The organism is Arthrobacter sp. D2-10 (assembly GCF_054161285.1).
Genome location: NZ_CP096431.1, coordinates 3,212,321 through 3,233,183, shown reverse-complemented (window position 1 = coordinate 3,233,183; position 20,863 = coordinate 3,212,321). Strand labels below are relative to the sequence as shown.

Annotated in this window: 19 protein-coding genes; 11 read left to right on the top strand and 8 right to left on the bottom strand. The window is 64.2% G+C overall.

What is annotated here, in order from left to right:
• Positions 1-4 precede the first annotated feature (4 nt).
• Positions 5-331 carry a hypothetical protein gene (locus tag M1D74_RS15135; protein WP_458115840.1) on the bottom strand — a complete coding sequence of 109 codons (327 nt, stop codon included), beginning with the start codon at positions 329-331 and terminating at the stop codon, positions 5-7.
• Positions 332-519: 188 nt separating this feature from the next.
• Here M1D74_RS15135 and M1D74_RS15130 point away from each other — a divergent pair, with 188 nt between their 5' ends.
• The 6 genes from M1D74_RS15130 (at position 520) to allB (ending at position 7,746) form a co-directional block, all read left to right on the top strand.
• Complete coding sequence (locus tag M1D74_RS15130; protein WP_458115839.1) at positions 520-1,461, top strand: type IV toxin-antitoxin system AbiEi family antitoxin domain-containing protein; 942 nt, start codon at positions 520-522, stop codon at positions 1,459-1,461.
• 210 nt (positions 1,462-1,671) lie between these two features.
• A complete protein-coding gene (locus M1D74_RS15125) occupies positions 1,672-2,475 on the top strand; it encodes a hydroxypyruvate isomerase family protein (protein WP_458115838.1) in 804 nt (267 codons plus the stop codon).
• 28 nt (positions 2,476-2,503) lie between these two features.
• Complete coding sequence (locus M1D74_RS15120) at positions 2,504-3,379, top strand: 2-hydroxy-3-oxopropionate reductase (RefSeq protein WP_309072443.1); 876 nt, start codon at positions 2,504-2,506, stop codon at positions 3,377-3,379.
• Between the two features lie 86 nt (positions 3,380-3,465).
• Entirely contained in the window at positions 3,466-5,244 is a 1,779-nt protein-coding gene (gcl, locus tag M1D74_RS15115; RefSeq protein WP_458115837.1) for a glyoxylate carboligase, read from the top strand.
• Positions 5,245-5,251: 7 nt separating this feature from the next.
• Positions 5,252-6,403: a glycerate kinase gene (locus tag M1D74_RS15110; RefSeq protein ID WP_458115836.1), complete on the top strand. Its 1,152-nt coding sequence runs from the start codon at positions 5,252-5,254 to the stop codon at positions 6,401-6,403.
• Positions 6,403-7,746, top strand: a complete 1,344-nt coding sequence (gene allB / locus M1D74_RS15105; RefSeq protein WP_309124414.1) for an allantoinase AllB — start codon at positions 6,403-6,405, stop codon at positions 7,744-7,746. Before M1D74_RS15110 ends, allB begins: the two co-directional genes overlap by 1 nt.
• Before the next feature lie 100 nt (positions 7,747-7,846).
• Here the strand turns inward: allB and bcp are convergent, their stop codons facing one another.
• Positions 7,847-8,317: a thioredoxin-dependent thiol peroxidase gene (gene bcp, locus M1D74_RS15100; RefSeq protein WP_458115835.1), complete on the bottom strand. Its 471-nt coding sequence runs from the start codon at positions 8,315-8,317 to the stop codon at positions 7,847-7,849.
• Between the two features lie 157 nt (positions 8,318-8,474).
• Between bcp and M1D74_RS15095 the strand changes: the two genes are divergently transcribed.
• Entirely contained in the window at positions 8,475-9,320 is an 846-nt protein-coding gene (locus M1D74_RS15095) for an HpcH/HpaI aldolase/citrate lyase family protein (RefSeq protein WP_458115834.1), read from the top strand.
• 109 nt (positions 9,321-9,429) lie between these two features.
• Here M1D74_RS15095 and M1D74_RS15090 read toward each other — a convergent pair whose 3' ends face one another.
• Complete coding sequence (locus M1D74_RS15090) at positions 9,430-10,512, bottom strand: fatty acid desaturase family protein (protein ID WP_458115833.1); 1,083 nt, start codon at positions 10,510-10,512, stop codon at positions 9,430-9,432.
• Between the two features lie 289 nt (positions 10,513-10,801).
• Here M1D74_RS15090 and M1D74_RS15085 point away from each other — a divergent pair, with 289 nt between their 5' ends.
• From M1D74_RS15085 to M1D74_RS15075, 3 genes are read left to right on the top strand one after another with little or no spacing between them, the layout of a single operon-like run.
• The gene (locus tag M1D74_RS15085; protein WP_458115832.1) at positions 10,802-11,935 is read left to right on the top strand and encodes a Re/Si-specific NAD(P)(+) transhydrogenase subunit alpha; all 1,134 of its coding nucleotides are present in this window, start codon (positions 10,802-10,804) and stop codon (positions 11,933-11,935) included.
• Positions 11,935-12,258 (top strand): NAD(P) transhydrogenase subunit alpha part 2, encoded by a 324-nt coding sequence (locus M1D74_RS15080; RefSeq protein WP_309072716.1) that lies wholly within the window; start codon positions 11,935-11,937, stop codon positions 12,256-12,258. Before M1D74_RS15085 ends, M1D74_RS15080 begins: the two co-directional genes overlap by 1 nt.
• Complete coding sequence (locus M1D74_RS15075; protein WP_458115831.1) at positions 12,255-13,628, top strand: NAD(P)(+) transhydrogenase (Re/Si-specific) subunit beta; 1,374 nt, start codon at positions 12,255-12,257, stop codon at positions 13,626-13,628. The genes M1D74_RS15080 and M1D74_RS15075 overlap by 4 nt, the downstream gene beginning before the upstream one ends.
• 158 nt (positions 13,629-13,786) lie before the next feature.
• Here the strand turns inward: M1D74_RS15075 and M1D74_RS15070 are convergent, their stop codons facing one another.
• Positions 13,787-15,310, bottom strand: coding sequence for a SulP family inorganic anion transporter (locus M1D74_RS15070; RefSeq protein WP_458115830.1), 1,524 nt, complete (start codon positions 15,308-15,310; stop codon positions 13,787-13,789).
• Between the two features lie 219 nt (positions 15,311-15,529).
• Here M1D74_RS15070 and M1D74_RS15065 point away from each other — a divergent pair, with 219 nt between their 5' ends.
• Positions 15,530-15,892 (top strand): MerR family transcriptional regulator, encoded by a 363-nt coding sequence (locus M1D74_RS15065; protein WP_309072726.1) that lies wholly within the window; start codon positions 15,530-15,532, stop codon positions 15,890-15,892.
• A 191-nt stretch (positions 15,893-16,083) separates the two neighbouring features.
• On the opposite strand, the gene M1D74_RS15060 is transcribed toward M1D74_RS15065, so the two are convergent.
• From M1D74_RS15060 to M1D74_RS15045, 4 genes are all read right to left on the bottom strand, one after another.
• The gene (locus M1D74_RS15060) at positions 16,084-16,347 is read right to left on the bottom strand and encodes a GlsB/YeaQ/YmgE family stress response membrane protein (protein WP_309072724.1); all 264 of its coding nucleotides are present in this window, start codon (positions 16,345-16,347) and stop codon (positions 16,084-16,086) included.
• Positions 16,348-16,437: 90 nt separating this feature from the next.
• A complete protein-coding gene (locus M1D74_RS15055; protein WP_458115829.1) occupies positions 16,438-18,303 on the bottom strand; it encodes a pectinesterase family protein in 1,866 nt (621 codons plus the stop codon).
• Between the two features lie 212 nt (positions 18,304-18,515).
• Positions 18,516-19,664 (bottom strand): pectate lyase family protein, encoded by a 1,149-nt coding sequence (locus tag M1D74_RS15050; protein WP_458115828.1) that lies wholly within the window; start codon positions 19,662-19,664, stop codon positions 18,516-18,518.
• A gap of 134 nt (positions 19,665-19,798) precedes the next feature.
• Positions 19,799-20,812, bottom strand: coding sequence for a LacI family DNA-binding transcriptional regulator (locus tag M1D74_RS15045; RefSeq protein ID WP_458115827.1), 1,014 nt, complete (start codon positions 20,810-20,812; stop codon positions 19,799-19,801).
• Between the last annotated feature and the right edge of the window lie 51 nt (positions 20,813-20,863).

Below are 20,863 nucleotides of genomic sequence, written 5' to 3'. Positions count from 1 at the left end.
GGCCTTACCTGTCCTCAGAGGGCCCGTCGCGGCGTTCCCCGTTGGGTCCGTCGGTGTTTGATTCGTCAGTGCTGGATCCGCCAGTGCTGGATCGGTCAGCACGTTGCCGGAAGAACCGGCGGGCGGGCCCTGCCCAGGAGAGGATCAGGAGGATGGTGAAGAGGTGATTGGCGAGCCCGCCAAGCATCTGGAACGGCACGATCTGCACGAGTGCGGTGACCACCAGGACGCCCAGAAGCACTGTCTTGATGGTTTTCAGCGCCTGCGCGCTCAACGGTCGAGGCCACTCGATGATCGCCGTGACTTCGTCATGCTGGTGCGCGTTTTTCATTGGATCCCCTCTCCTCCTTAAGGCTATCGCGCAGAAGTGGCCGTTGGGCACGGGTTTGCTCGTTCGAATCGGTCGCTTCTGACGCGGAGGGCCACTTCTGGGACGCGCACCGAGCCGGTAAGGGGCGGATTGTGCACATAGCGCGACGTGCGCCTGATCGATGCCGGTGTTGAGCGCACCCTTGAGTCATGGCAGAACCTCCCTGGTTATCAGGCAACGCCCTATGGCTCACGCGCGTGCTCAAGGAACGAGGCTTGTCCACGGCCCAAGTAAGAGAACTGGTTGCCGTCGGGTCACTCGTGCGGCTCCGGAGGGGTTGCTATATCCATCATTCCCGCTGGCACGGCTTGTCGGCCGGAGAGCGCGGGATCCAGATGATCTACGCACACCGACTTGTGACGGCCGCCGCGGCCGTCGCAGAGAGAACCTATAGCCACACGTCAGCGGCGCGACTGCACGGTCTGCACCTGTGGAACGCCGGTTCCCTCATCCATGTGACCCAGCAGGCAGCGCTGTCATCCGCGAGTCGCGCGCCTGACGTTCGGGTGCATCAGGCGCGGCTCTCCGAGGGGGAGGTCGTCGAGATCCGTGGCGTACGGACGACTTCGCTTGAGCGCACAGTTGTCGACTGCTCACGGATCCTTCCGCATAAGTCGGCGCTGGTTCTGGTGGAGCATGGGCTGCAGCTCGGTGCGGATCGGGCCGTGATGGAGAAGGCCGTCCGCGAACGTCCCGGTCACAAAGGGATACACCGCGCCAGGAAGGTGCTGGCGGTTGCCAGTTCACTATCCGAATCCCCTGGGGAGACGCTCGCGCTCCATGCCATGACGGTCATGCGGGTGCCGATGCCGGAGCAGCAACTGGCTGTTCACACCCGCCACGGGGAGTACCGGCTCGACTTCGGGTGGCGCGAGCGGAAAGTCGCTCTCGAATTCGACGGCAAGGTGAAGTACTTCGACTACCGCCCGACCGAGCAGGCAATCTTCGAGGAACGACGCCGGGAGAAGGCGCTGATGGAGGATGGGTGGACGGTCCTTCGGATCGAGTGGAAGGACCTTTTTGACGAGGTGAAGCTCAAGGAACGGATCCTTCGTGCCTTCGCCCGGGCCGCTCGAACCGCCGCCGCCTGATCGGGTGCCGAGCCGCACGTCCCAAATGTGGCCCTGAGGGTCAGCCTTGGCGTTCCGAAGGGGTGGAGGTGACGCTAAGGGCCAATTCTGTCCGCCGGGGTGCTCTGGGACGGTTGACGCGTCTCGCGGTTTAGCCCTACTCTTTCATTAGACAGAAAGTTACTTCCGCATTACGGAATGACCGTTTGGCCAAGCACCCGAGGATCAACGATGACCTACACAGTGAACTGCTCCATCCTTCTCACCGAGCTGCCTCTGCTCGAGCGCCCGGCTGCCGCGAAGAAAGCAGGCTTTGACGCTGTCGAGTTCTGGTGGCCCTTCAGCACCTCCACCCCGTCTGCTTCGGAGGTTGCAGCCTTCGAGAACGCGATCACTGACGCCGACGTCCAGCTCACCGGCCTCAACTTCAACGCCGGCGATATGCCGGGCGGTGACCGTGGCCTGGTGTCCTGGCCCGAACGGCAGGCGGACTTCCAAGCGAACGTCCCCGTCGTCGTCGGAATCGGCGAACGGCTCGGCTGCAAGGCCTTCAACGCGCTGTACGGTAACCGCGTCGCGGGCGTCAGCCCCGAGGAGCAGGACGCCGTGGCCATCGAGAACCTCGCGTTCGCGGCGGATGCTGTTTCACGGATCGGCGGCACCGTCCTCCTGGAACCCGTCAGCGGTGCAGACAGGTATCCGCTGCTGACCGCGCAGGATGCACTCGATGTCATCGAAAAGGTCACAGCGAAAACGGGCAAGAGCAACATCAAGCTCCTTGCCGACTTCTACCATCTCTCGGTCAACGGCGACGATGTCGGCCAGGTCATCGAGAACCACGCCAAAGACTTCGGCCACATCCAGATCGCCGATGCACCCGGCCGTGGAGCTCCCGGAAGCGGCGCCCTGCCGCTGGGGGAGTGGATCGCCCGCAGCCGCGAACTCGGCTACGACGGCCACATCGGACTCGAGTACAAGGAACCGGCGGACGCCGCCTTCAACTGGGCCATCCGCGACCACGCCGCCCGCTCATAACGCTGCCCGCTCATAACAAGGAATGACCATGAAAAACGTAACAGTCATCGGACTCGGCATCATGGGCCTGCCCATGGCCATCAACCTCGTCAAGGCCGGCTACACCGTCACCGGGTTCAACCGCAGCTCGGACAAGATGGACAAGCTCGTCGCCGAAGGCGGGTCAGCAGCAGCCAGCATTGCCGAGGCAGTCAAGCACGCCGACGTCGTCATCACCATGGTGCCCGACTCACCGGACGTCGAGGGCGTCGTAACAGGCGACGACGGCGTCTTCGCCAACGCGAAGCAGGGCGCCCTCTGGGTCGACGCCAGCAGTATCCGACCCGACGTTGCCGTGGAATTGGCCAAGCAGGCGCGTGTTGCCGGGCTCCGCCCGCTGGACGCACCGGTTTCGGGTGGTGAGCAGGGTGCCATCGACGCCGTCCTGTCCATCATGGTGGGCGGCGAGAAGGAAGACTTCGAAGCCGCACAGGACGTGCTTGCCGCAGTCGGCAAGACGATCGTCCATGTCGGCCCGTCCGGCTCAGGCCAGACCGTGAAGGCTGCAAACCAGCTCATCGTCGCCGTCAACATCGGCGTTCTGTCCGAAGCGATCGTTTTCCTCGAGGCCTACGGCGTGGACACCGACGCCGCCCTCAAGGTCCTTGGCGGCGGCCTCGCCGGCTCCAAGGTACTCGACCAGAAGGGCCAGAAGATGCTCGACCGCAACTTCGATCCCGGCTTCCGCCTGGCCCTCCACCACAAGGACCTCGGCATTGTCACCTCAGCCGCCCGTGAAGCCGGCGTCGCCACCCCACTGGGTGCCGTCGTCGCACAGCTGGTTGCCTCGCTCGTCAACACGGGCGACGGCGGCCTGGACCACTCCGGCCTCTTCAAGCTGATCAACCAGCTCTCCGGCAAATAAAACCCAAACTTCCGTGCAGCTTAGGCGAGCCGACGACGTCGCAAGTCGCCTGAGCTGCGCAAAACTTCCCTCAGTAGGAGCACACCATGCCCAAAATGCGCGCTGTCGACGCAGCCGTTGCGATCCTGGAGAAGGAGGGCGCCACCACGGCGTTCGGCCTGCCCGGCGCGGCGATCAACCCCTTCTATTCCGCGATGCGAGCCCACGGCGGCATCCACCATGTCCTCGCCCGCCACGTTGAGGGCGCCTCCCACATGGCCGAGGGATTCACTCGTGCCAAGGTCGGCAACATCGGGATCTGCATCGGCACCTCCGGCCCCGCCGGAACCGACATGATCACAGGCCTCTACTCGGCGTGGGCGGACTCCATCCCGATTCTCTGCATCACCGGCCAGGCTCCCGTGGCGAAGCTGCACAAGGAAGATTTCCAGGCCGTCGATATCTCCTCGATCGCCAAGCCGGTCACCAAAATGGCCATGACTGTCCTGGAAGCTGCGCAGGTTCCGGGCGCGTTCCAGAAGGCGTTCTACGAGATGCGTTCCGGCCGTCCCGGGCCTGTGCTGATCGACCTGCCGATCGACGTCCAGCAGACCGAGATCGAGTTCGATCCTGATACCTACGAACCCCTCCAGGTCCACAAGCCCGCCGCCACGCGTAAGCAGCTTGAGAAGGCGCTGGACATGCTGACCGCCGCTGAACGCCCGCTGATCGTGGCAGGCGGCGGCATCATCAACGCCAACGCCTCCGCGCAGCTTGTGGAACTCGCCGAGCTGCTCAACATCCCGGTGATCCCTACGCTGATGGGCTGGGGTTCCATCCCCGACGACCATGAGCTGATGGCCGGCATGGTCGGCCTGCAGACCTCGCACCGGTATGGCAACGCCACCATGCTCGAGTCTGACTTCGTGATCGGCATCGGCAACCGTTGGGCCAACCGCCACACCGGTGCCCTCGACGTGTACACCAAGGGCCGGAAGTTCGTGCACATCGACATCGAGCCCACGCAGATCGGGCGCGTCTTCGCGCCGGATTTCGGGATCGTGTCCGACGCCGGTGCCGCCCTCAGCGGGCTGGTTGAGATCGCGCGTGAACGCAAGGAGCAGCAGGGGCTGCCGGACTGGAACGCCTGGGTCAAGAACTGCGCACAGCGGAAGTCCACGATGCAGCGCAAGACCAACTTCACCAACGTGCCGGTCAAGCCGCAGCGGGTGTACCAGGAGATGAATCAGGCGTTCGGCCGGGACACCCGGTACGTGTCGACCATCGGGCTGTCCCAGATTGCCGGTGCACAGTTCCTGCACGTCTACGAGGCCCGCAACTGGATCAACTGTGGCCAGGCCGGACCGCTGGGCTGGACCGCGCCGGCCGCCCTCGGTGTGGCGCAGGCAAGCCCGGGGGAAACCGTCGTCGCGCTGTCCGGTGACTACGACTTCCAGTTCATGATCGAAGAACTGGCCGTGGGCGCGCAGTTCCAGCTGCCGTACATCCACGTGGTTGTGAACAACTCGTACCTCGGCCTCATCCGCCAGGCGCAGCGCGGGTTCGAGATGGATTACCACGTGTCGCTCGCATTCGAGAACGTGAATGCGCCCGAGCTCGACGGCTACGGCGTTGACCACGTCAAGGTGGCCGAGGGCCTGGGCTGCAAGGCGATCCGTGTCCGGGAAGCCGATGACCTGCAGGCCGCCTTCGAAAAGGCCCGTGCGCTCATGCAGGAGTACCGCGTGCCGGTGATCGTGGAGGTCATCCTGGAACGGGTCACCAACATCGCCATGGGCGCCGCGGGCATCGACGCGATCAACGAGTTCGAGGACCTCGCCGAATCCGCCGACGACGCCCCCACGGCCATCTCCCTGTTGGTGTAATAGCCACATGCGGATCGTCATCGCGCCGGACAAGTTCAAGGGGTCGCTGACCGCCCCCGAGGTCGCCGCTCACCTGCGGGCAGGGCTGCTTTCGGCAGACCCGGAGCTCGCCGTCGAGGTGGTTCCGATGGCCGACGGCGGCGAGGGCACACTTGATGCTGCCCTCGCCGCCGGGTACAGCCGGCACACCACGACGGTCGCCGGCCCGACCGGGGAGCCGGTGGAGGCGCCGATCGCGGTCCGGGCCGGCACCGCGGTGATAGAGATGGCGCTTGCCTCGGGTCTCGCGGTGCTTCCCGGGGGAGTGCTGAAGGCACGGGAAGCCTCGAGCCGGGGGACCGGGGAACTGATCCGCTTCGCACTCGACCTCGGCTGCACGCACATTGTGCTGGGCGTCGGTGGCAGCGCGAACACAGACGGCGGCGCCGGGATGCTTACCGGCCTCGGCGCCGCTTTCCAGGACGACGGCGGCAACCCGCTTCCTGACGGAGGCGCAGCCCTCGCCGGCCTCGCCCGGATCGACCTGCGCGGCCTTGACCCGCGGCTTGCCACGACTGCGTTCACCCTGGCGTCCGACGTCGACAACCCCCTTCTTGGGCCCAACGGCGCCGCCGCGGTTTTCGGACCCCAGAAGGGAGCAGCGCCCGACGACGTCGCTGACCTTGACGGTGCCCTCGCCCGCTTCGTCGAGGTACTCGGGAAGGAATTGGGCCCCCAAGCTCAACAGCAGGCCGAGGCGCCGGGCGCTGGAGCTGCGGGCGGCGTTGGCTACGCGGCGCTAGCGGTACTGAAGGCTGAGCGGGAGCCGGGCATCGCCGTCGTACTGGAACTGGCGGACCTGCACAAGAAGCTGGACGGGGCCGAACTGGTGATCACCGGTGAAGGCAGCCTCGACGAGCAGAGCCTCGGAGGGAAGACGCCGTTGGGCGTGCTCGAAGCCGCGACGGCGGCAGGGGTACCGGTGATCGCAGTCTGCGGCCGCACCAGCCTCAGCCGCAGACAGGTTCGCGACGCGGGGTTCGCGGGCGTGTACGCCCTGACGGACCTGGAGCCTGATGTAGATGAGTGCATTGCCAACGCGGGCCGGTTGCTGGAAGAGGTGGGGCGCGCCATCGCCGCCTCGATCGGCGTCGGTGTTGGACTGAATGGAGGACTTTGATGAGCAGGGAAACATATGACCTCGTCATCCGCGGCGAACGGATTATGACGACGGCGGGAATCGCGCCGCGCGAAGTCGGCGTCCGCGACGGCGTCATTGTGGCGATCGAGCCGCTTGGCAATGGGCTGGACGGCGCAACAGTAGTGGACCTTGCACCGGACGAGACTTTGATCCCGGGCCTCGTGGACTCCCACGTACACGTCAACGAACCCGGCCGCACGGAGTGGGAGGGCTTCGCGTCCGCCACGAAGGCTGCAGCTGCCGGAGGGGTCACCACCATCATCGATATGCCGCTCAACAGCATCCCGCCGACCGTGACCGTCGACGCACTTGAGCAGAAGCGGGCGGCGGCCGAGACCCAGTCCTTTGTCGACGTCGGCTTCTGGGGCGGCGCCATTCCGGGCAACAAGGCTGATCTTCGCCCGCTTCACGACGAGGGCGTGTTCGGATTCAAGTGCTTCCTGCTTCACTCCGGCGTGGACGAGTTCCCGCATCTGGAAGCCGACGAAATGGAAGCGGACATGGCGGAGCTGAAATCCTTCGACTCCCTGATGATCGTCCACGCCGAAGACTCGCGGGCCATTGACCGCGCCCCTTCCCCCGAAGGCGACCAGTACGCGAAGTTCCTGGCATCAAGGCCCCGTGGTGCCGAGAACGTGGCCATCGCCGAAGTGATCGAGCGTGCCCGCTGGACGGGTGCCAGGGCGCACATCCTGCACCTGTCGTCGTCGGACGCCCTGCCCATGATCGCGACAGCCAGGCGCGACGGGGTGAACCTCACCGTCGAAACCTGCCCGCACTACCTCACCCTGCTCTCGGAGGAAATCCCGGATGGGGCGACCGCGTTCAAGTGCTGCCCTCCCATCCGCGAAGCATCCAACCGGGAGCTGCTGTGGCAGGGCCTGATGGATGGGACGATCGACTGCATCGTGTCGGACCATTCCCCGTCGACCCTCGACTTGAAGGACCTTGAGAACGGCGACTTCGGCGTGGCCTGGGGAGGGGTGTCCTCGCTGCAGCTGGGTCTCTCGCTGATCTGGTCGGAGGCGAGGACGCGGGACATTCCTCTGGAGCAGGTTGTGGAATGGATGTCTGCCCGCCCTGCCGCGATCGCGCGGCTACAGCGGAAGGGCAAGCTCGCTCTCGGGTACGATGCCGACTTCTCGGTCTTCGCCGCGGACGAGACCTTCGTGGTCGACGTGCACAAGCTTCACCACAAGAATCCCATCTCGCCTTACGCCGGCAAGGCGCTCGCCGGCGTCGTCCGCTCCACCTACCTGCGAGGCGAGGTGCTGGACCTCGAAAAGCCCACCGGGCGCCTGCTCCGTCGAGGCGCAGCCTGACCCGCAACCCAAAGACTCCGGAAGGGTGCTAGCACGTCCGTCCGGGAAAGCAGAAGACCCTCCCGCACCCAGTGCAGGAGGGTCTTCTGTCATGCAAGGGTCAGGCGACGTTCAGGGTCTTCCGCAAGCGTGCAACGTGGCCCTGTGCATCGACGCCGTACTCGGCGTGCTGCACAGTTCCGTCCGGTCCCACAACGACCGTGGATCGGATGATGCCGGTGACGATCTTGCCGTTCCGTTCCTTCTCACCGTAGGCGCCCCACGCGATGGCGACGGCATTGTCGGCGTCGGAAAGCAGGGGGAACGCGAGCCCGTGATTGCTCGTGAACGAAGCGAGCTCCTCCGGCGTGTCCGGCGAGATGCCGACAACGCTGAAACCGGCGCTCTGAAGTGAGGCGAGGTTGTCCCGGAAATCGCAGGCCTCGGTGGTGCAGCCCGGGGTCTCGGCCTTGGGGTAGAAGTAGACCACCACGCTGCGGTCCTTGAATTCCGAGAGGCTCACGGGCAGTCCGTCAGCATCGGTGAGGGTGAACGTAGGAGCCGGATCTCCGACCGCGAGTTGCTTGCTCATAGCTGACCACTTTCATATAACGATATTTCGATACTGTATCGTGAAAATCCTATCGACCGCCTTCGTCGGGGTCAAAGGATCTTTTGGTCGTAGTGTTTACCGTCCGGGGGCGTCACCCGGTGGATTACGACGAGGCCGGTTGCGTAAGGTTCTAGGTATGGCCCCCCTTCGTAATAGTCGCGCTGCTGCGCTTCCTGCCAAGCTGTCCCGTTCCTGGCTGCTCGCTTCGGCAGCAACCGAGGCGAACTTCGCGCCGGCGCTGGCTTCCGAGGCCGATTCCGTCGTATTCGACATCGAGGACGCCGTGCCCGCCGACTTCAAGGCTGAAGCACGTGAAAGGGTTGTCGAAGCACTCTCCACCGGCATGACCGCATGGGTGCGGGTCAACGGCATCGAGACTGACTTCTGGGCCGATGACCTCGCCGCCCTCTCCAAGGCGCCCGGTCTCCGCGGCGTCATGCTCGCCATGACCGAGAAGCCCGAGCAGGTCACGCATACGGCCATGCGGCTCCAGGCCGGCACTCCCGTGCTCGCCCTCGTTGAATCCGCGCTCGGCATCGAAAATGCAACGGCGATCGCGAGCGCCCCCGGAACCTTCCGGCTGGCATTCGGGGTCGGCGATTTCCGCCGCGACACGGGTGCCTCCGATGACCCTATGGCCCTTGCCTACGCGCGCGCCAAGCTTGTGGTCGCCTCCCGTGTCGGTCAGCTGCCCGGCCCCATCGACGGGCCTACGGTAGGTGCCCTCGGCGACGATTTGCTCGACGCCTGCAAGGTCACGGCATCCATGGGTATGACCGGAAAGCTGTGCCTGCGCCCGGAAGCGGCAGATACCATCAACAAGGGCCTCTCTCCGAGCGAGTCCGAGATCCAGTGGGCCCACGAGCTCCTCGACGCACACGCGTCCGGCGCCGTCGTCGGCGATGGCTCGTACCTCCCGCGTCTTGCCCGTGCGCAGAAGATTTCCTCACTGGCGGACTCCTACGGGCTCTGGAACGCCTGACGTACGGGCAGTCAATCGCAACAGCGAAGACAGGAAACGACGGCGACCGCTCACCGCTCGGTGAGGGTCGCCGTCGTCGTTTGAAGGGTTTCAGCCGCTGGCTCCGGAACTACCGCCGGCGGTAGCGGTTGACCATGGGGCAGTCGAAGGGGTCGCGGGCTGCGAGTCCCACCCGGTTGAGGTAGGAGACAACTGCGCCGTACGACGCCGCGACACCGACTTCGGTGTAGGGAACCTTGAGTCGCTCACAGTGCTCCCGAACGATGACTGCTGCCTTGCGCAGGTGCGGGCGTGGCATATCCGGGAAGAGGTGGTGCTCAATCTGGAAGTTGAGGCCGCCGAAGGCGTTGTTGATGAAGTTGCCGCCGCGGATGTTGCGTGAGGTGAGGACCTGCTTCTGGAAGAAGTCCAGCTTGCTGTCACGCGGGATGACCGGCATGCCCTTGTGGTTGGGAGCGAAGGAAGCACCCATGTAGATGCCGAAGACCGCCATCTGCACGCCGATGAAAGCGAAAGCCATGCCCACAGGCAGGAACCAGAACAGCACTCCGAGGTACAAGCCGAAGCGGACCGCGAGGAGCGCAAGCTCGACCCAGCGTCCCTGCACTGCGCCGGGGCGGAAGAGAGTGGCAATGGAGCGGGCATGCAGGTTCAGGCCCTCGAGCGTCAGGAGCGGAAAGAACAAGTAACCCTGGCGGCGGGTAATCCACGCCTGGATGCCCTTAGCCTTGGCGGCGTCCTCTTCCAGGAAGGAGATGGTGTCCACCTCGATGTCCGGATCCTTGCCCACAACATTCGGATCGTTGTGGTGACGGGAGTGCTTGTTCATCCACCACTGGTAGCTGATACCGACGACGCCGGCGGCGAGAATCCGTCCCGACCAGTCGTTGGCGCCGCGGGAGGCGAAGATCTGGCGGTGGGACGCCTCATGTGCCAGGAAAGCGATCTGCGTCAGCACGACTCCGAGAACGCCTGCAATCAGCAGCTGGAACCAGGTATCGCCGAGAAGGGCGAAACCCGTCCATGCTGCGCCGAGAGCCAGGCCGAGGAGCGCCATGACTGAAAGGTAGAAGCCGCGCCTGCGTGCGAGCAGGCCTTCCTTGCGCACCTGCTTGAGAAGCGTGGCGTAGGAAGCGACGACGTCGTTCGGCTTGGCAACGCGGACCGTGCGTGCCGGTGAAGTGATGGTCATAAGAATCCCTGAAGTCGAAACCGACTTCCCAGCCGCGGAGGGTCCCCAAGTTCCCGAAGATTCTTAAAGGCTACAGCCGCCACCTGATGGTCGGCTGAAAATATGCAGTTCGCTGACTACTTCCGACACCGAAGCCGTTCGAGGCGTCGTGGAGGTTTGGGGCCTGGCAGGGCACGGCTGCATAACCTTCCCGCAACAGCCCGGGCTGTTGCGTTCCGCGAACACTCCTGCTGTGTGATGCTGTGTTCCAGCGATTGGGCGACGGCGCCCCGTTGGGAAGGGACAGATCGTGCTGGTGGGAGTGAAACGGGAGACCCGTTCGGGTGAGCGACGCGTGGCGGCGACGCCCGCATCCGTCCGCCAACTGACCAAGCTCGGCCTTGACGTCGTCGTGCAATCCGGGGCCGGTGTACAGGCGGGCCATGATGATGCTGCGTACCGCACAGCGGGCGCCGACGTCGTTCCCCAACTCGGCCAGGTCGATCTCCTGTGCCACGTTGCGCCCCTGACTGCGGAAGAAGCGGGGATGTTGCAGCCCGGCACCTTCACGGTCGGCTTCGCAGCTCCCGCCACGGAGCTGAACACGGTCGCCGCCCTCGCACAGGCCGGAGTCACGTCGTTTGCGCTGGAACTCATCCCGCGGATCTCCCGCGCGCAGTCGATGGACGCACTGTCCTCCCAGTCCCTTGTCGCCGGATACCGCGCGGTCCTCGAGGCTGCGATCCGGTTCCCCCGGTTCTTTCCCCTGTACATGACTGCTGCAGGCACGGTGCCACCCGCACGCGTCCTTGTGCTCGGTGCGGGAGTCGCGGGACTGCAGGCCATCGGAACAGCCAAGCGGTTGGGCGCCCGTGTGTCTGCGTACGACGTCCGCCCCTCCTCCGCGGACGAGGTCGCCTCCCTCGGCGGCACATTCATCAACCTCGACCTCGACGCCATCGAAGGCGCCGGCGGCTACGCCCGGGAGATGGGTGAGGACCGGGCCCGGCGGCAGCGCGAGCTCCTCGTCCCGCATGTGGCGGCCTCCGACGTCCTGATCACAACTGCCGCCGTCCCCGGCAGGCCGGCACCGTTGCTCGTGACCACTGACATGGTTCAGGGGATGCAGGGCGGTGCCGTCGTCGTCGACCTTGCCGCCGAAACCGGTGGCAACGTGCAAGGCTCCGTGGCAGGGCAGGACATCCTGGTGTCGGGAGCCGGCGGAACCGTCACCCTGGTGGGGATGAAGGACGCTGCATCCGCGATGGCCGCCGACGCGTCCCGGCTGTTCGCAGCCAATGTCGCGAACCTTGTGGAGCTCATGACCGTGGACGGGCGCGTCGAGCCGGACTTCGACGACGACGTCGTGGCCGGCGCCTGCCTCACCCACGAGGGCAGGGTGGCGCACCAACCCACCGCGGCCGCGCTGAAAGGAACGCGCTAATGGATCTGCCGTCCCTGCTCACCGTTGTAGTGCTCGCCGTGTTCGTCGGTTTCGAAGTGGTGTCCAAAGTGACAAGCACGCTGCACACACCCTTGATGTCCGGTGCCAACGCGATCCACGGAATTATCCTCGTCGGTGCGATCCTGGTGGCGGGTCAGGCCACGGAGCTTCTGCCTCTGGGCCTCGCGCTGGTAGCGGTGCTGCTCGCGACGGTGAATCTGGTCGGAGGGTTCGTGGTGACTGACAGGATGCTCCACATGTTCCGAGGCCGGAATCAACCGGGCCAATCGACCGGACAATCCGCAGGAAAGCTCGACCCATGAACCTTCTAGCGCCGGAAGCCACAGCCCTGCTGTACCTCGTTGTCGCCGTGTGCTTCATCCTCGCACTGAAGGGATTGAGCTCCCCGCGCACTGCCCGCCGCGGCAACCTGATCGGTGCCGGGGGTGCTGCGCTCGCCGTCGTCACTGTCTTCCTCTCCGCCCGGCTGCAAAACCTGCCCGCCATTCTCATCGCCATCGCTGTGGGAGCCGTGATCGCGGCCCCTATCGCACGCCGCGTGCAGATGACCCAGATGCCGCAGCTCGTGGCGCTGTTCAACGGTGTGGGCGGTGGCGCCGCCGCGCTGGTGGCCATTCTCGAACTGGCAGCGCACGACGGCGTGTGGGTACGTGGCGCCGTCGTCTTCACCCTCATGGTGGGGGCAGTGTCTTTCGCAGGCTCGGGGGTCACCGTGGCGAAGCTGCAGGAGCTGATGACTACGCGTCCGGTCATCTTCCGGGGCATGCGCTGGGTGATGTCCGCCGTCGTCATCCTGCTTCTGGTTGCCGCTGTCCTGGTGACGTTGACGGGGAACCAGGTGTGGGCGACGGTCCTGCTGGTGCTCGGTCTCGCCGCGGGCGTCCTGCTGGTGCTACCCGTCGGCGGGGCGGACGTGCCGATTGTCATCTCCCTGCTCAACGCGTTCACCGGTCTCGCGGTTGCGGCGTCCGGCGTGGTGCTCGACAACGTGCTGCTGCTGGTGGCCGGAACACTGGTCGGTGCGAGCGGCACCATCCTGACCCGTGCGATGGCCGCAGCCATGGGTCGCGGCGTGGCAGGAATCCTGTTCGGCGCGTTCCGTGGCGGCTCGACCGCCGGGGCAGGGACGGTCAGTGAGCGGCCGGTTCGGGCATCCGGGCCCGAAGACGTGGCCGTCATGCTTGGATACGCGCAGCAGGTGGTGATTGTCCCGGGCTATGGGCTTGCAGTGTCGCAGGGGCAGCACACCATCGCGGAGCTGGCGGATGTGCTGGAAGCCAGAGGAGTGGAGGTGTCCTTCGCGATCCATCCGGTGGCCGGTCGGATGCCCGGACACATGAACGTGCTGCTTGCGGAGGCGAACGTGCCGTACGAGTCGCTGAGGGAAATGGCCGAAGTGAATCCGGAGTTCCGGAATATGGACGTTGCCCTGGTGGTGGGCGCAAACGACGTCGTGAATCCGGCCGCCAAGACGTCGCCGGGCTCCCCGATCTACGGGATGCCCATCCTCGAGGTGGCCGATGCCGGTCAGGTGGTCTTCCTGAAGCGGTCCATGCGTCCGGGTTTCGCGGGCATCGAGAATGAGTTGCTCTACTCGCCGAAGACAACCCTGCTCTTCGGTGATGCCAAGGATTCGCTGACCCGGGTGCTCGGCGCAGTCAAAGCGCTGTGACCGCGGCGGTGCGTTGCACAATCACGTCGCACAGCCACGTCGCACAGTCACGTCGCACAAAAATGGCCTCCGGGTGCAGAATCGGCCGATTGAGACCGGCAATTCTGCACTCAAGGACCATTTCTGGACGAGGCCGGATGTTCGCTCCCTACGTAGGCCTAGTGGCCACCGCCCAGTTTGCCGGCCATCCGCTCGCGCATGACCACACTGGCATCGTTGAGGCCGATGATCTCGACCTCCTTGCCGTGCGAGTGGTACTTCTCCGTGATGGCGTCAAGGGCGGCGATCGTCGATGCGTCCCAGAGATGGGAGGCGTGCATGTCGATGATGATTTTTCGTGGGTCGTGGGCATATTCGAACTGCGTGTAAAGGTCGTTGGAAGAGGCGAAGAACAGCTCTCCGTCAACAATGTAGGTGGCAACTTCTTCGCCGTTCAGCTCGAGCACCGTTCGTTCCACCGTGACGAAATGGGCCACCCGCCGGGCGAACAGCACCATCGCCGTCAGCACACCGGCGCCCACGCCGATCGCCAGGTTATGGGTGACGACGGTAGCCGCGACGGTGACCACCATGACCAGCGTTTCGCTCTTGGGCATCATCTTCAGCGTCGAGGGCTGGATGCTGTGCCAGTCGAAGGTGGCAATGGAAACGAAGATCATCACCGCAACGAGCGCCGCCATCGGAATGATCGCAACAACATCACCGAGCGCTACCACCAGGATCAGCAGGAACACACCGGCGAGGAAGGTCGAGATACGCGTTCGGGCCCCTGACGCCTTCACGTTGATCATGGTCTGGCCGATCATGGCACAGCCGCCCATCCCGCCGAAGAACCCGGTGATGATGTTCGCGGCGCCCTGTCCCCAGCTTTCGCGTGTCTTGCTCGAGTGCGTATCGGTGATGTCGTCGACCAGCTTGGCGGTCATCAGTGATTCAAGGAGACCAACAAGTGCCACAGCCAACGCGTAAGGGAAGATGACCCGCAGCGTCTCAAGGGTGAGGGGCACGTTCGGGAAAAAGAGGGTCGGCAGGCTGTCCGGCAGTTCGCCCTTGTCGCCCACGGTTGGCACTGCAACTGCCGCGAGGACGGTGATCAGCGTGAGCACAACGATCGCCACCAGCGGTGCAGGGACGGCGTTCGTGAAGCGCGGCAGTCCGAAGACAATCAGTAGTCCGAGCGCCGTCAGCGGGTAGACCAGCCAGGGTACGCCCAGGAGTTCCGGGACCTGGGACATGAAGATCAGGATCGCGAGGGCATTGACGAAGCCCACCATGACCTGGCGCGGGATGAAGCGCATGAGTTTCGCGACTCCGAGCAGCGCAAGCACCACCTGGAAAATGCCACCGAGGATGACGGCGGCGATGAAGTGATCGACCCCGTGACTGGCCACCAGCGGGGCGATGACTAAGGCAATAGCGCCGGTTGCTGCCGAGATCATGGCTGGGCGGCCACCGAGGAAGGCGATCGAGACGGCCATCGTGAAGGAGGCGAACAACCCCAACCGGGGGTCCACGCCAGCGATGATCGAGAAGGCGATGGCTTCCGGAATAAGCGCCATCGCGACCACAAGCCCTGCGAGGACCTCGGTCTTCAGCAGGCGCGGCGACTTCAGGGTCAGCAGGACGGACTGCCGCTGCTCGGGCGTCAGGGTAGGCTTCGAGCCGAGAGTCGATGTGGCCACGAAGGCTCCGTTTCACGTTCGGAAGGCATGCTCGCCTTCATTCATGGGAATGTTGAGGGGCGCTGCAATGCGCTGGGAGAGGCCGGCCGAGAGGTAGTGGGTCCGGGCTATCAACAACTCTAACCTAACGTGAGGGTTGAGCAGTAATGCAACCAGGAAGAATGAGCGACGGTGAGCGGACGAGTAACTGAACAACCGGGCGGACGGGACGTGCGGACAATGCACATCGGGGAGCTCGCGGAGATCACCGGGCTGTCGCTACGGACCATCCGGCACTACGACGAGATGGGGCTGCTTCCGGATACCAAGCGCACCGATGGTGGCTTCCGGCTCTTCACCGAGACGGATCTTGAACGGCTGCTGGTGGTTCGTTCGATGAAGCCGCTTGGTTTCACGCTGGAGCAGATGGCCGAGCTTCTCGAGATTGTCGATCAGCTGTCAGACAAGTCGGGAGACCCGGAGTTGCTGACCAGGCTTGACCGCTACATTGAGGAAGCCGGGGCCAGGCGGGACAAGCTTGAGATGAAGCTGAAGCAGGCTGACGAGTTCATCGCAGGTCTCCGCCGTCGCACGAAGAGCTGACCGCCCCGCTGCCGTGCATACGGCTGTGCATCCGGCTGACAATTTCTGCCGATCGAGGTGAGCCCCTGTCGTTGCGGCACGGCAGTTTGCCGGGGGCGTTAATTTGCCGGGGGCGTTAAACAGCTCAGTCCGGACGATCAGGAGGAAGATTCCCTCCCGAACGTCCGGACTGGGCGGTTCGCCGGGAGAGGCTACCGGCGCACGCTGCGACGACGGCCCGACATGCTTTCGGCGACGCCAATGAGCAGTACCGAAGCAATGACAGCGACGATGAAGCCGAGAATATTCAGCTCGAAGATTCCTCCGGTGTGGAAGAAGCTGGCAACCAGTCCGCCGATTACCGATCCGACAAGTCCGAGCAGCAGGGTCGCGAGCAGCCCGAGGTTCTGCTTGCCCGGCTTGATGAGCCGCGCGAGCGCCCCGATGATCAATCCGGCGATGATAAAGCCAATCATGATGCCTCCTTCAATAGGTGAGTGTTCCTGGCTAGAACACTAAGCCTGCTTCCTAACGTGATGCAACTTGGCCGATGATGCGGCCGGGCGCTAAGCACGGACGGTGGCAGTATCGCTTGCTGTTCCAGCGAGCTGCGGCTGCCACCAGTCTCGACCCCTGAGATAGTGGCTGGCCGTGAAACCCGCAGCCTGGTCATTACCCATTTGAGGGCGATCAGCGGAGTGTGCGGAACCGGGTCCGCTGTTGCGGAATTCGTGGAACCGGGCCTCACGCCATGAGAATCCGCTCATATCGGTCCAGGGGGATTCCTTGATATGCGCTCCGAGGTGACTGTTCCGAACAAGCACCTGGGCGACGGCGGTTGGATCACCGCTCGGATGCCACGGTCGCCCCAGATGAACAGTGCGGCGAGCGGCGCGGGATTCGAAACGGCATTCATCAAAAAGGTAGCCGTAGTGGAACCCCTGATTGATGCTTCCTGCCGTGACGTATCCGTTGTTGGACGAGGAGCCCCTGTCCAAGGACTCAATGGAGCAATGCTGGAACACGGCGGTTGCCCGTCCGAAGATGAAGTCGACGTCTCCTTCGACATGCGTATTGATGAAGAACTGGCGCGACACTGTTTGGGCATTCGGGGTGTTGACGAGAAGCGAGTCCTGATTGCCCAGGATGCGCACGTTCTCGAAAACACAGCGGTCGCCTGTCACATGCAGAGCTACGGCCTGGCGGTTACGGATATGCTCGTTCGCCGCCTCATCGAAATCGTTGCTGAAGGTGAGATTCCTGGCATGAAAGTCAGCGCCGTCAAGTCGTGTCGAGGCGCTTCCACTCGTCCCGTACGGCCCGGACCCGTCCGGCTTCATGGTGCCGGAAGCGTTGTCGTAGACAAGAACGACGTCGGCAGCGGACGCTCCCGTCCCGACGAAACTCACGCGGGTCTTGGCGCGCGGGACGAGGATCAGCTCCCGGTAGTGGCCGGGCGCGATATGGATCTCGTGACGCGTCTGCGCGGAGTCCGGCACAGCGTTTACTGCGGCCTGCACGCTCTGGAACTTCCGCCCGGGGCCCACTTCAAGAACCACCGGCTTGTCCACGGGACGTTCACCCGGCCAGAACATACCTGTCAGGAGGCTCTCGGCAGGTAATTCCATAGTCCGGGGGTTCTGGGGAGCAAGGTCGAGCTCCTGAAGCCCGCGGGCAACCAGGTGCGCGACGGCAAGCGCGCCTTCAGCCCGGAAGTGCGTGTTGTCCTGCACCCCGGACGGATACTGCGGGAACTCGCCCGGTGACGTATACAGGAACATGCGGGTGGTGGCTTCGGGGCCCAGCTGTTGCCAGAGTTCAAGTGAAGAGAGCGTCAGGTCGATCAGCGGTGTCTTGGTCGCCGCTGCCAGTTCCCGCATCGCCGCCGGATATTCGCCGTGCGACTCGCGTGCATTGCCTTGACTGTCGAAGCGCCGCCGCTCGACGGGAGTGACAAGAACTGGTTGTGCTCCCGCCGCCCGGGCGCCGCGGATGAAGCCGGCGAGGTATTCCTTATAGGTGGTTTGCGGGTGTGTTCCGCGAGCGGGGTCCGATGTCTTCTCGTCATTATGGCCGAAGGAAATCAGAAGACAGTCTCCTAGGCGCAGCATGGTCAGGGTTTCCGCGGTGAGCCCGGAGTCTGTGAAGCTCTTCGACGATGCACCGGACAGGGCACGATTGACCACCCGTGTGCCTGAATTCAGGGCGAGCGGGAGCGCTTGTCCCCAGCCTGCCCTCGGCAATTCCCGGTGGGCGTAGGTGGACGCAGTCGAATCTCCCACTACGTAGAGGGTGGGTTGACCTGTGCCGCCGGTACTATCCGGCGTCGAGACCACGCCGGCGGATGAAGCCGCACCCAATGCCATAAATCCGGCAGTACCGGCGATTCCGGTCAGTACTGTTCTGCGGTTGATGTGTCGTTCGAGGATCACCGGCGATCTCCCGCCGTAAATACGGGTCCAACGTTGCCCTTGAGAATCGAGGGAACCGCCTGAGCCGGATGAACCTGTGTGCGAAGTACCGGCCGCCATGAGGTGTCCTCTGCCAGTTGTTTGTCCGCGGGTGCGCTGGCGTTATAGGCGGCGCGGAGATCGACGACGTGCCGATTGACTGTGTTGTCGATCGTGGTGATTGCCGTTCCCTTCTAGTGCGCAATGATCTCCGAAGGGTCGACTTCCGGGGTGAGCGTGAAGGCGTTGGCCTCCGCCCAGATGTGGGACTCCACGCCGGCACCCAGGCTGTATTGGTAAGGAACCCTGGACTGCTCGTTGGTGACGAAGTGGTTGTTGTAGACGTCAACCTGCCCGTAGCGCACGCGCGGCGCGCGCTGCCCGACGTTCACGAACTCGTTGTGGTGCAGAGTTATCCGCAGCTTGCCGGGGTCTCCACGGCCGGGTGAGTCTGTGGATCCGATCAGCATCAGCTTGTCCCGGTCAGCAAAACGGTTATAGGAGATGGTGATCAGGTCGGAACCGTTGGTGACGTCGATAGCGCCGTCGTGTTGCTGGTAGGGCCGCCCGAAGTACTCGGGTGCCTCGTCGTCGAAGTAGGGATCATCGGTGTAGTGGTTGTGGTCCATCCAGACATTCGTGGACCCGTTGATGATTTGCACCATGTCGTATTCGCTGTTCCAGTTCCCGGAACTGCCGTCGGTGGGATCCCACTGCGGGAAACAGTCAATGACTCCCTTGTGGTGAAGGTTCCGCACTATGACGTTGTTCGCACGATTGATGCGCAGCGACAGTCCGTTGAGGGTTGCATCCGGAGAGGCGCCCACTATGGTGGTGTTGCTCGGCACATCGAGGAGAATCGTTGCCCTCTGCTTTTGGGCAGCACGGTTTCGGGCTTCCTCCTGCTCACCCTCGGGCTCCCGGTCCCACCCCCAGGTGGCCGGATCGTATGCCTCAAGGTATGCATCGAGCGAGTAGCCGGTGCCCGAAGCGTACTGGTCGCAGGAGAGCGGATTTCCGGCATCGTCGGCGTTGCCGAGCAGTTCACCGTGGACGCGGATGATCTTGGAATCGTTACCGGCTGCGGCGAAGGCCGCTTTGAGTTCTGCCCGGGATGAGACATCGAAGATACGGTCACCGTCAGCCCCCGCGCCGCCGGTGGTACCCGCACCGTACGAACCCCAGCCCTCATTGGTGGGTAGCGTCTGGTGTTCCAGTGGCGTTGAAGCGGTCTGCGCGGGCGGCGCCGCATGAGATGGAGGTTGGGCGGTAGCGGGGGCGCCGGTTGTTGACACGAGGGTCGCGGCGCAAAGCAGGGTCAGGGCAGGACGAAACAGACTCACTGAGCTTCTCCTCATTGAGATTGAGTGGTGTGTTCGAAAGCTTTCTTGACGGCACCTCGACGAGGGCCGATCCCGGTGCCGCAACCATAGAAAACGTTTTCTCGCATGTCAACCACGCGTGAACGTTTCGCTGTCTAGCGAGTCGCGGGTCCGGTACTCCCGCGCGGCCGAACTTCGGGCTGGAAGGTGGTGTGGGAAGGTTCCGAAGCGGCGTCCCCGAGAAGCCGCCGCATCTCCTGCCACGCCTGCTCGCCGATGTCGTTGATCGGCACGGCAGCCGTGGTGAGGGGTGGGGTGGTGTAGTTCGCAAACGGGATGTCGTCGAACCCGGTTACGGAGATATCCCCCGGCACGTCGACGCCCCGCTCGTGCAGGCCGCTCAGTAGTCCCATGGCAACGAGGTCGTTGAACGCCAGTACGCCGGTTGCTCCCGTTTCGAGAACGGCCTCCGCTGACCCGTGACCAGCCTCGAAGCTGGATCCGCCGGAGAGTACTGTCAGGGTGACCGCGGGATGATCCGTGCGGAACTTCTCGAGTCCCAGAAGGCGTGCCTGGTTGCCGGCACTCCGCTCGGGGCCCGAGAGGAAGGCGAGGTGGGTGTGACCCAGCTTCACCAGGTGCATCGCGAGATCCTGTATACCCTGTCCGTAGTCGACCACGAGGCTGGGTGTCTGGATGTCCGCCGTCGAGCGGTTGACCAGTACCAGCGGACGCAGGGACGGAGCCAGCGCTTCAAGTTCGGCATCATTCATGCGCGGTGCGCAGAGCACGACGCCGTCGCACCGGCGCCGTGCTTCCCCCGCCAGAATGGACTCCTCACTGGAAACCTCGGAGGAGTCGGCTATCAGGACGCGGTAGCCGTCCTGCGCAGCGGCACGGCTCACCCCGCGGAGCATGCCCTGGAAAGTTGGATTGGCAAGGTCAGGAACGACGACGCCGATCGTGTCTGTCTTGCCCAGCGCCAGGCTGCGTCCCACCGCGTTGGGCTGGTAATTCAATTCCGCAGCCGCTGTGCGGACACGGGCGGCGATGTCCGGATCTACGGAGAAGTTGCCGTTCATGACGCGCGAGACCGAGGCGAGCGAGACTCCTGCCCGCTGTGCGACGTCGGTGATGCCTACCCTGCGGTTGGCGGTTTTCCTTGCCATGGGTTCCTCATGAGCTCGGGATCGGCGTGATCACGGTGAATGGTTGACGGG

Coding starts and splice junctions, on each gene's coding strand:
- M1D74_RS15135 (WP_458115840.1), bottom strand. CDS start 331: ATGAAAAACGCGCACCAGCATGACGAAGTCACGGCGATCATCGAGTGG.
- M1D74_RS15130 (WP_458115839.1), top strand. CDS start 520: ATGGCAGAACCTCCCTGGTTATCAGGCAACGCCCTATGGCTCACGCGC.
- M1D74_RS15125 (WP_458115838.1), top strand. CDS start 1,672: ATGACCTACACAGTGAACTGCTCCATCCTTCTCACCGAGCTGCCTCTG.
- M1D74_RS15120 (WP_309072443.1), top strand. CDS start 2,504: ATGAAAAACGTAACAGTCATCGGACTCGGCATCATGGGCCTGCCCATG.
- gcl (WP_458115837.1), top strand. CDS start 3,466: ATGCCCAAAATGCGCGCTGTCGACGCAGCCGTTGCGATCCTGGAGAAG.
- M1D74_RS15110 (WP_458115836.1), top strand. CDS start 5,252: ATGCGGATCGTCATCGCGCCGGACAAGTTCAAGGGGTCGCTGACCGCC.
- allB (WP_309124414.1), top strand. CDS start 6,403: ATGAGCAGGGAAACATATGACCTCGTCATCCGCGGCGAACGGATTATG.
- bcp (WP_458115835.1), bottom strand. CDS start 8,317: ATGAGCAAGCAACTCGCGGTCGGAGATCCGGCTCCTACGTTCACCCTC.
- M1D74_RS15095 (WP_458115834.1), top strand. CDS start 8,475: ATGGCCCCCCTTCGTAATAGTCGCGCTGCTGCGCTTCCTGCCAAGCTG.
- M1D74_RS15090 (WP_458115833.1), bottom strand. CDS start 10,512: ATGACCATCACTTCACCGGCACGCACGGTCCGCGTTGCCAAGCCGAAC.
- M1D74_RS15080 (WP_309072716.1), top strand. CDS start 11,935: ATGGATCTGCCGTCCCTGCTCACCGTTGTAGTGCTCGCCGTGTTCGTC.
- M1D74_RS15075 (WP_458115831.1), top strand. CDS start 12,255: ATGAACCTTCTAGCGCCGGAAGCCACAGCCCTGCTGTACCTCGTTGTC.
- M1D74_RS15065 (WP_309072726.1), top strand. CDS start 15,530: ATGCACATCGGGGAGCTCGCGGAGATCACCGGGCTGTCGCTACGGACC.
- M1D74_RS15060 (WP_309072724.1), bottom strand. CDS start 16,347: ATGATTGGCTTTATCATCGCCGGATTGATCATCGGGGCGCTCGCGCGG.
- M1D74_RS15045 (WP_458115827.1), bottom strand. CDS start 20,812: ATGGCAAGGAAAACCGCCAACCGCAGGGTAGGCATCACCGACGTCGCA.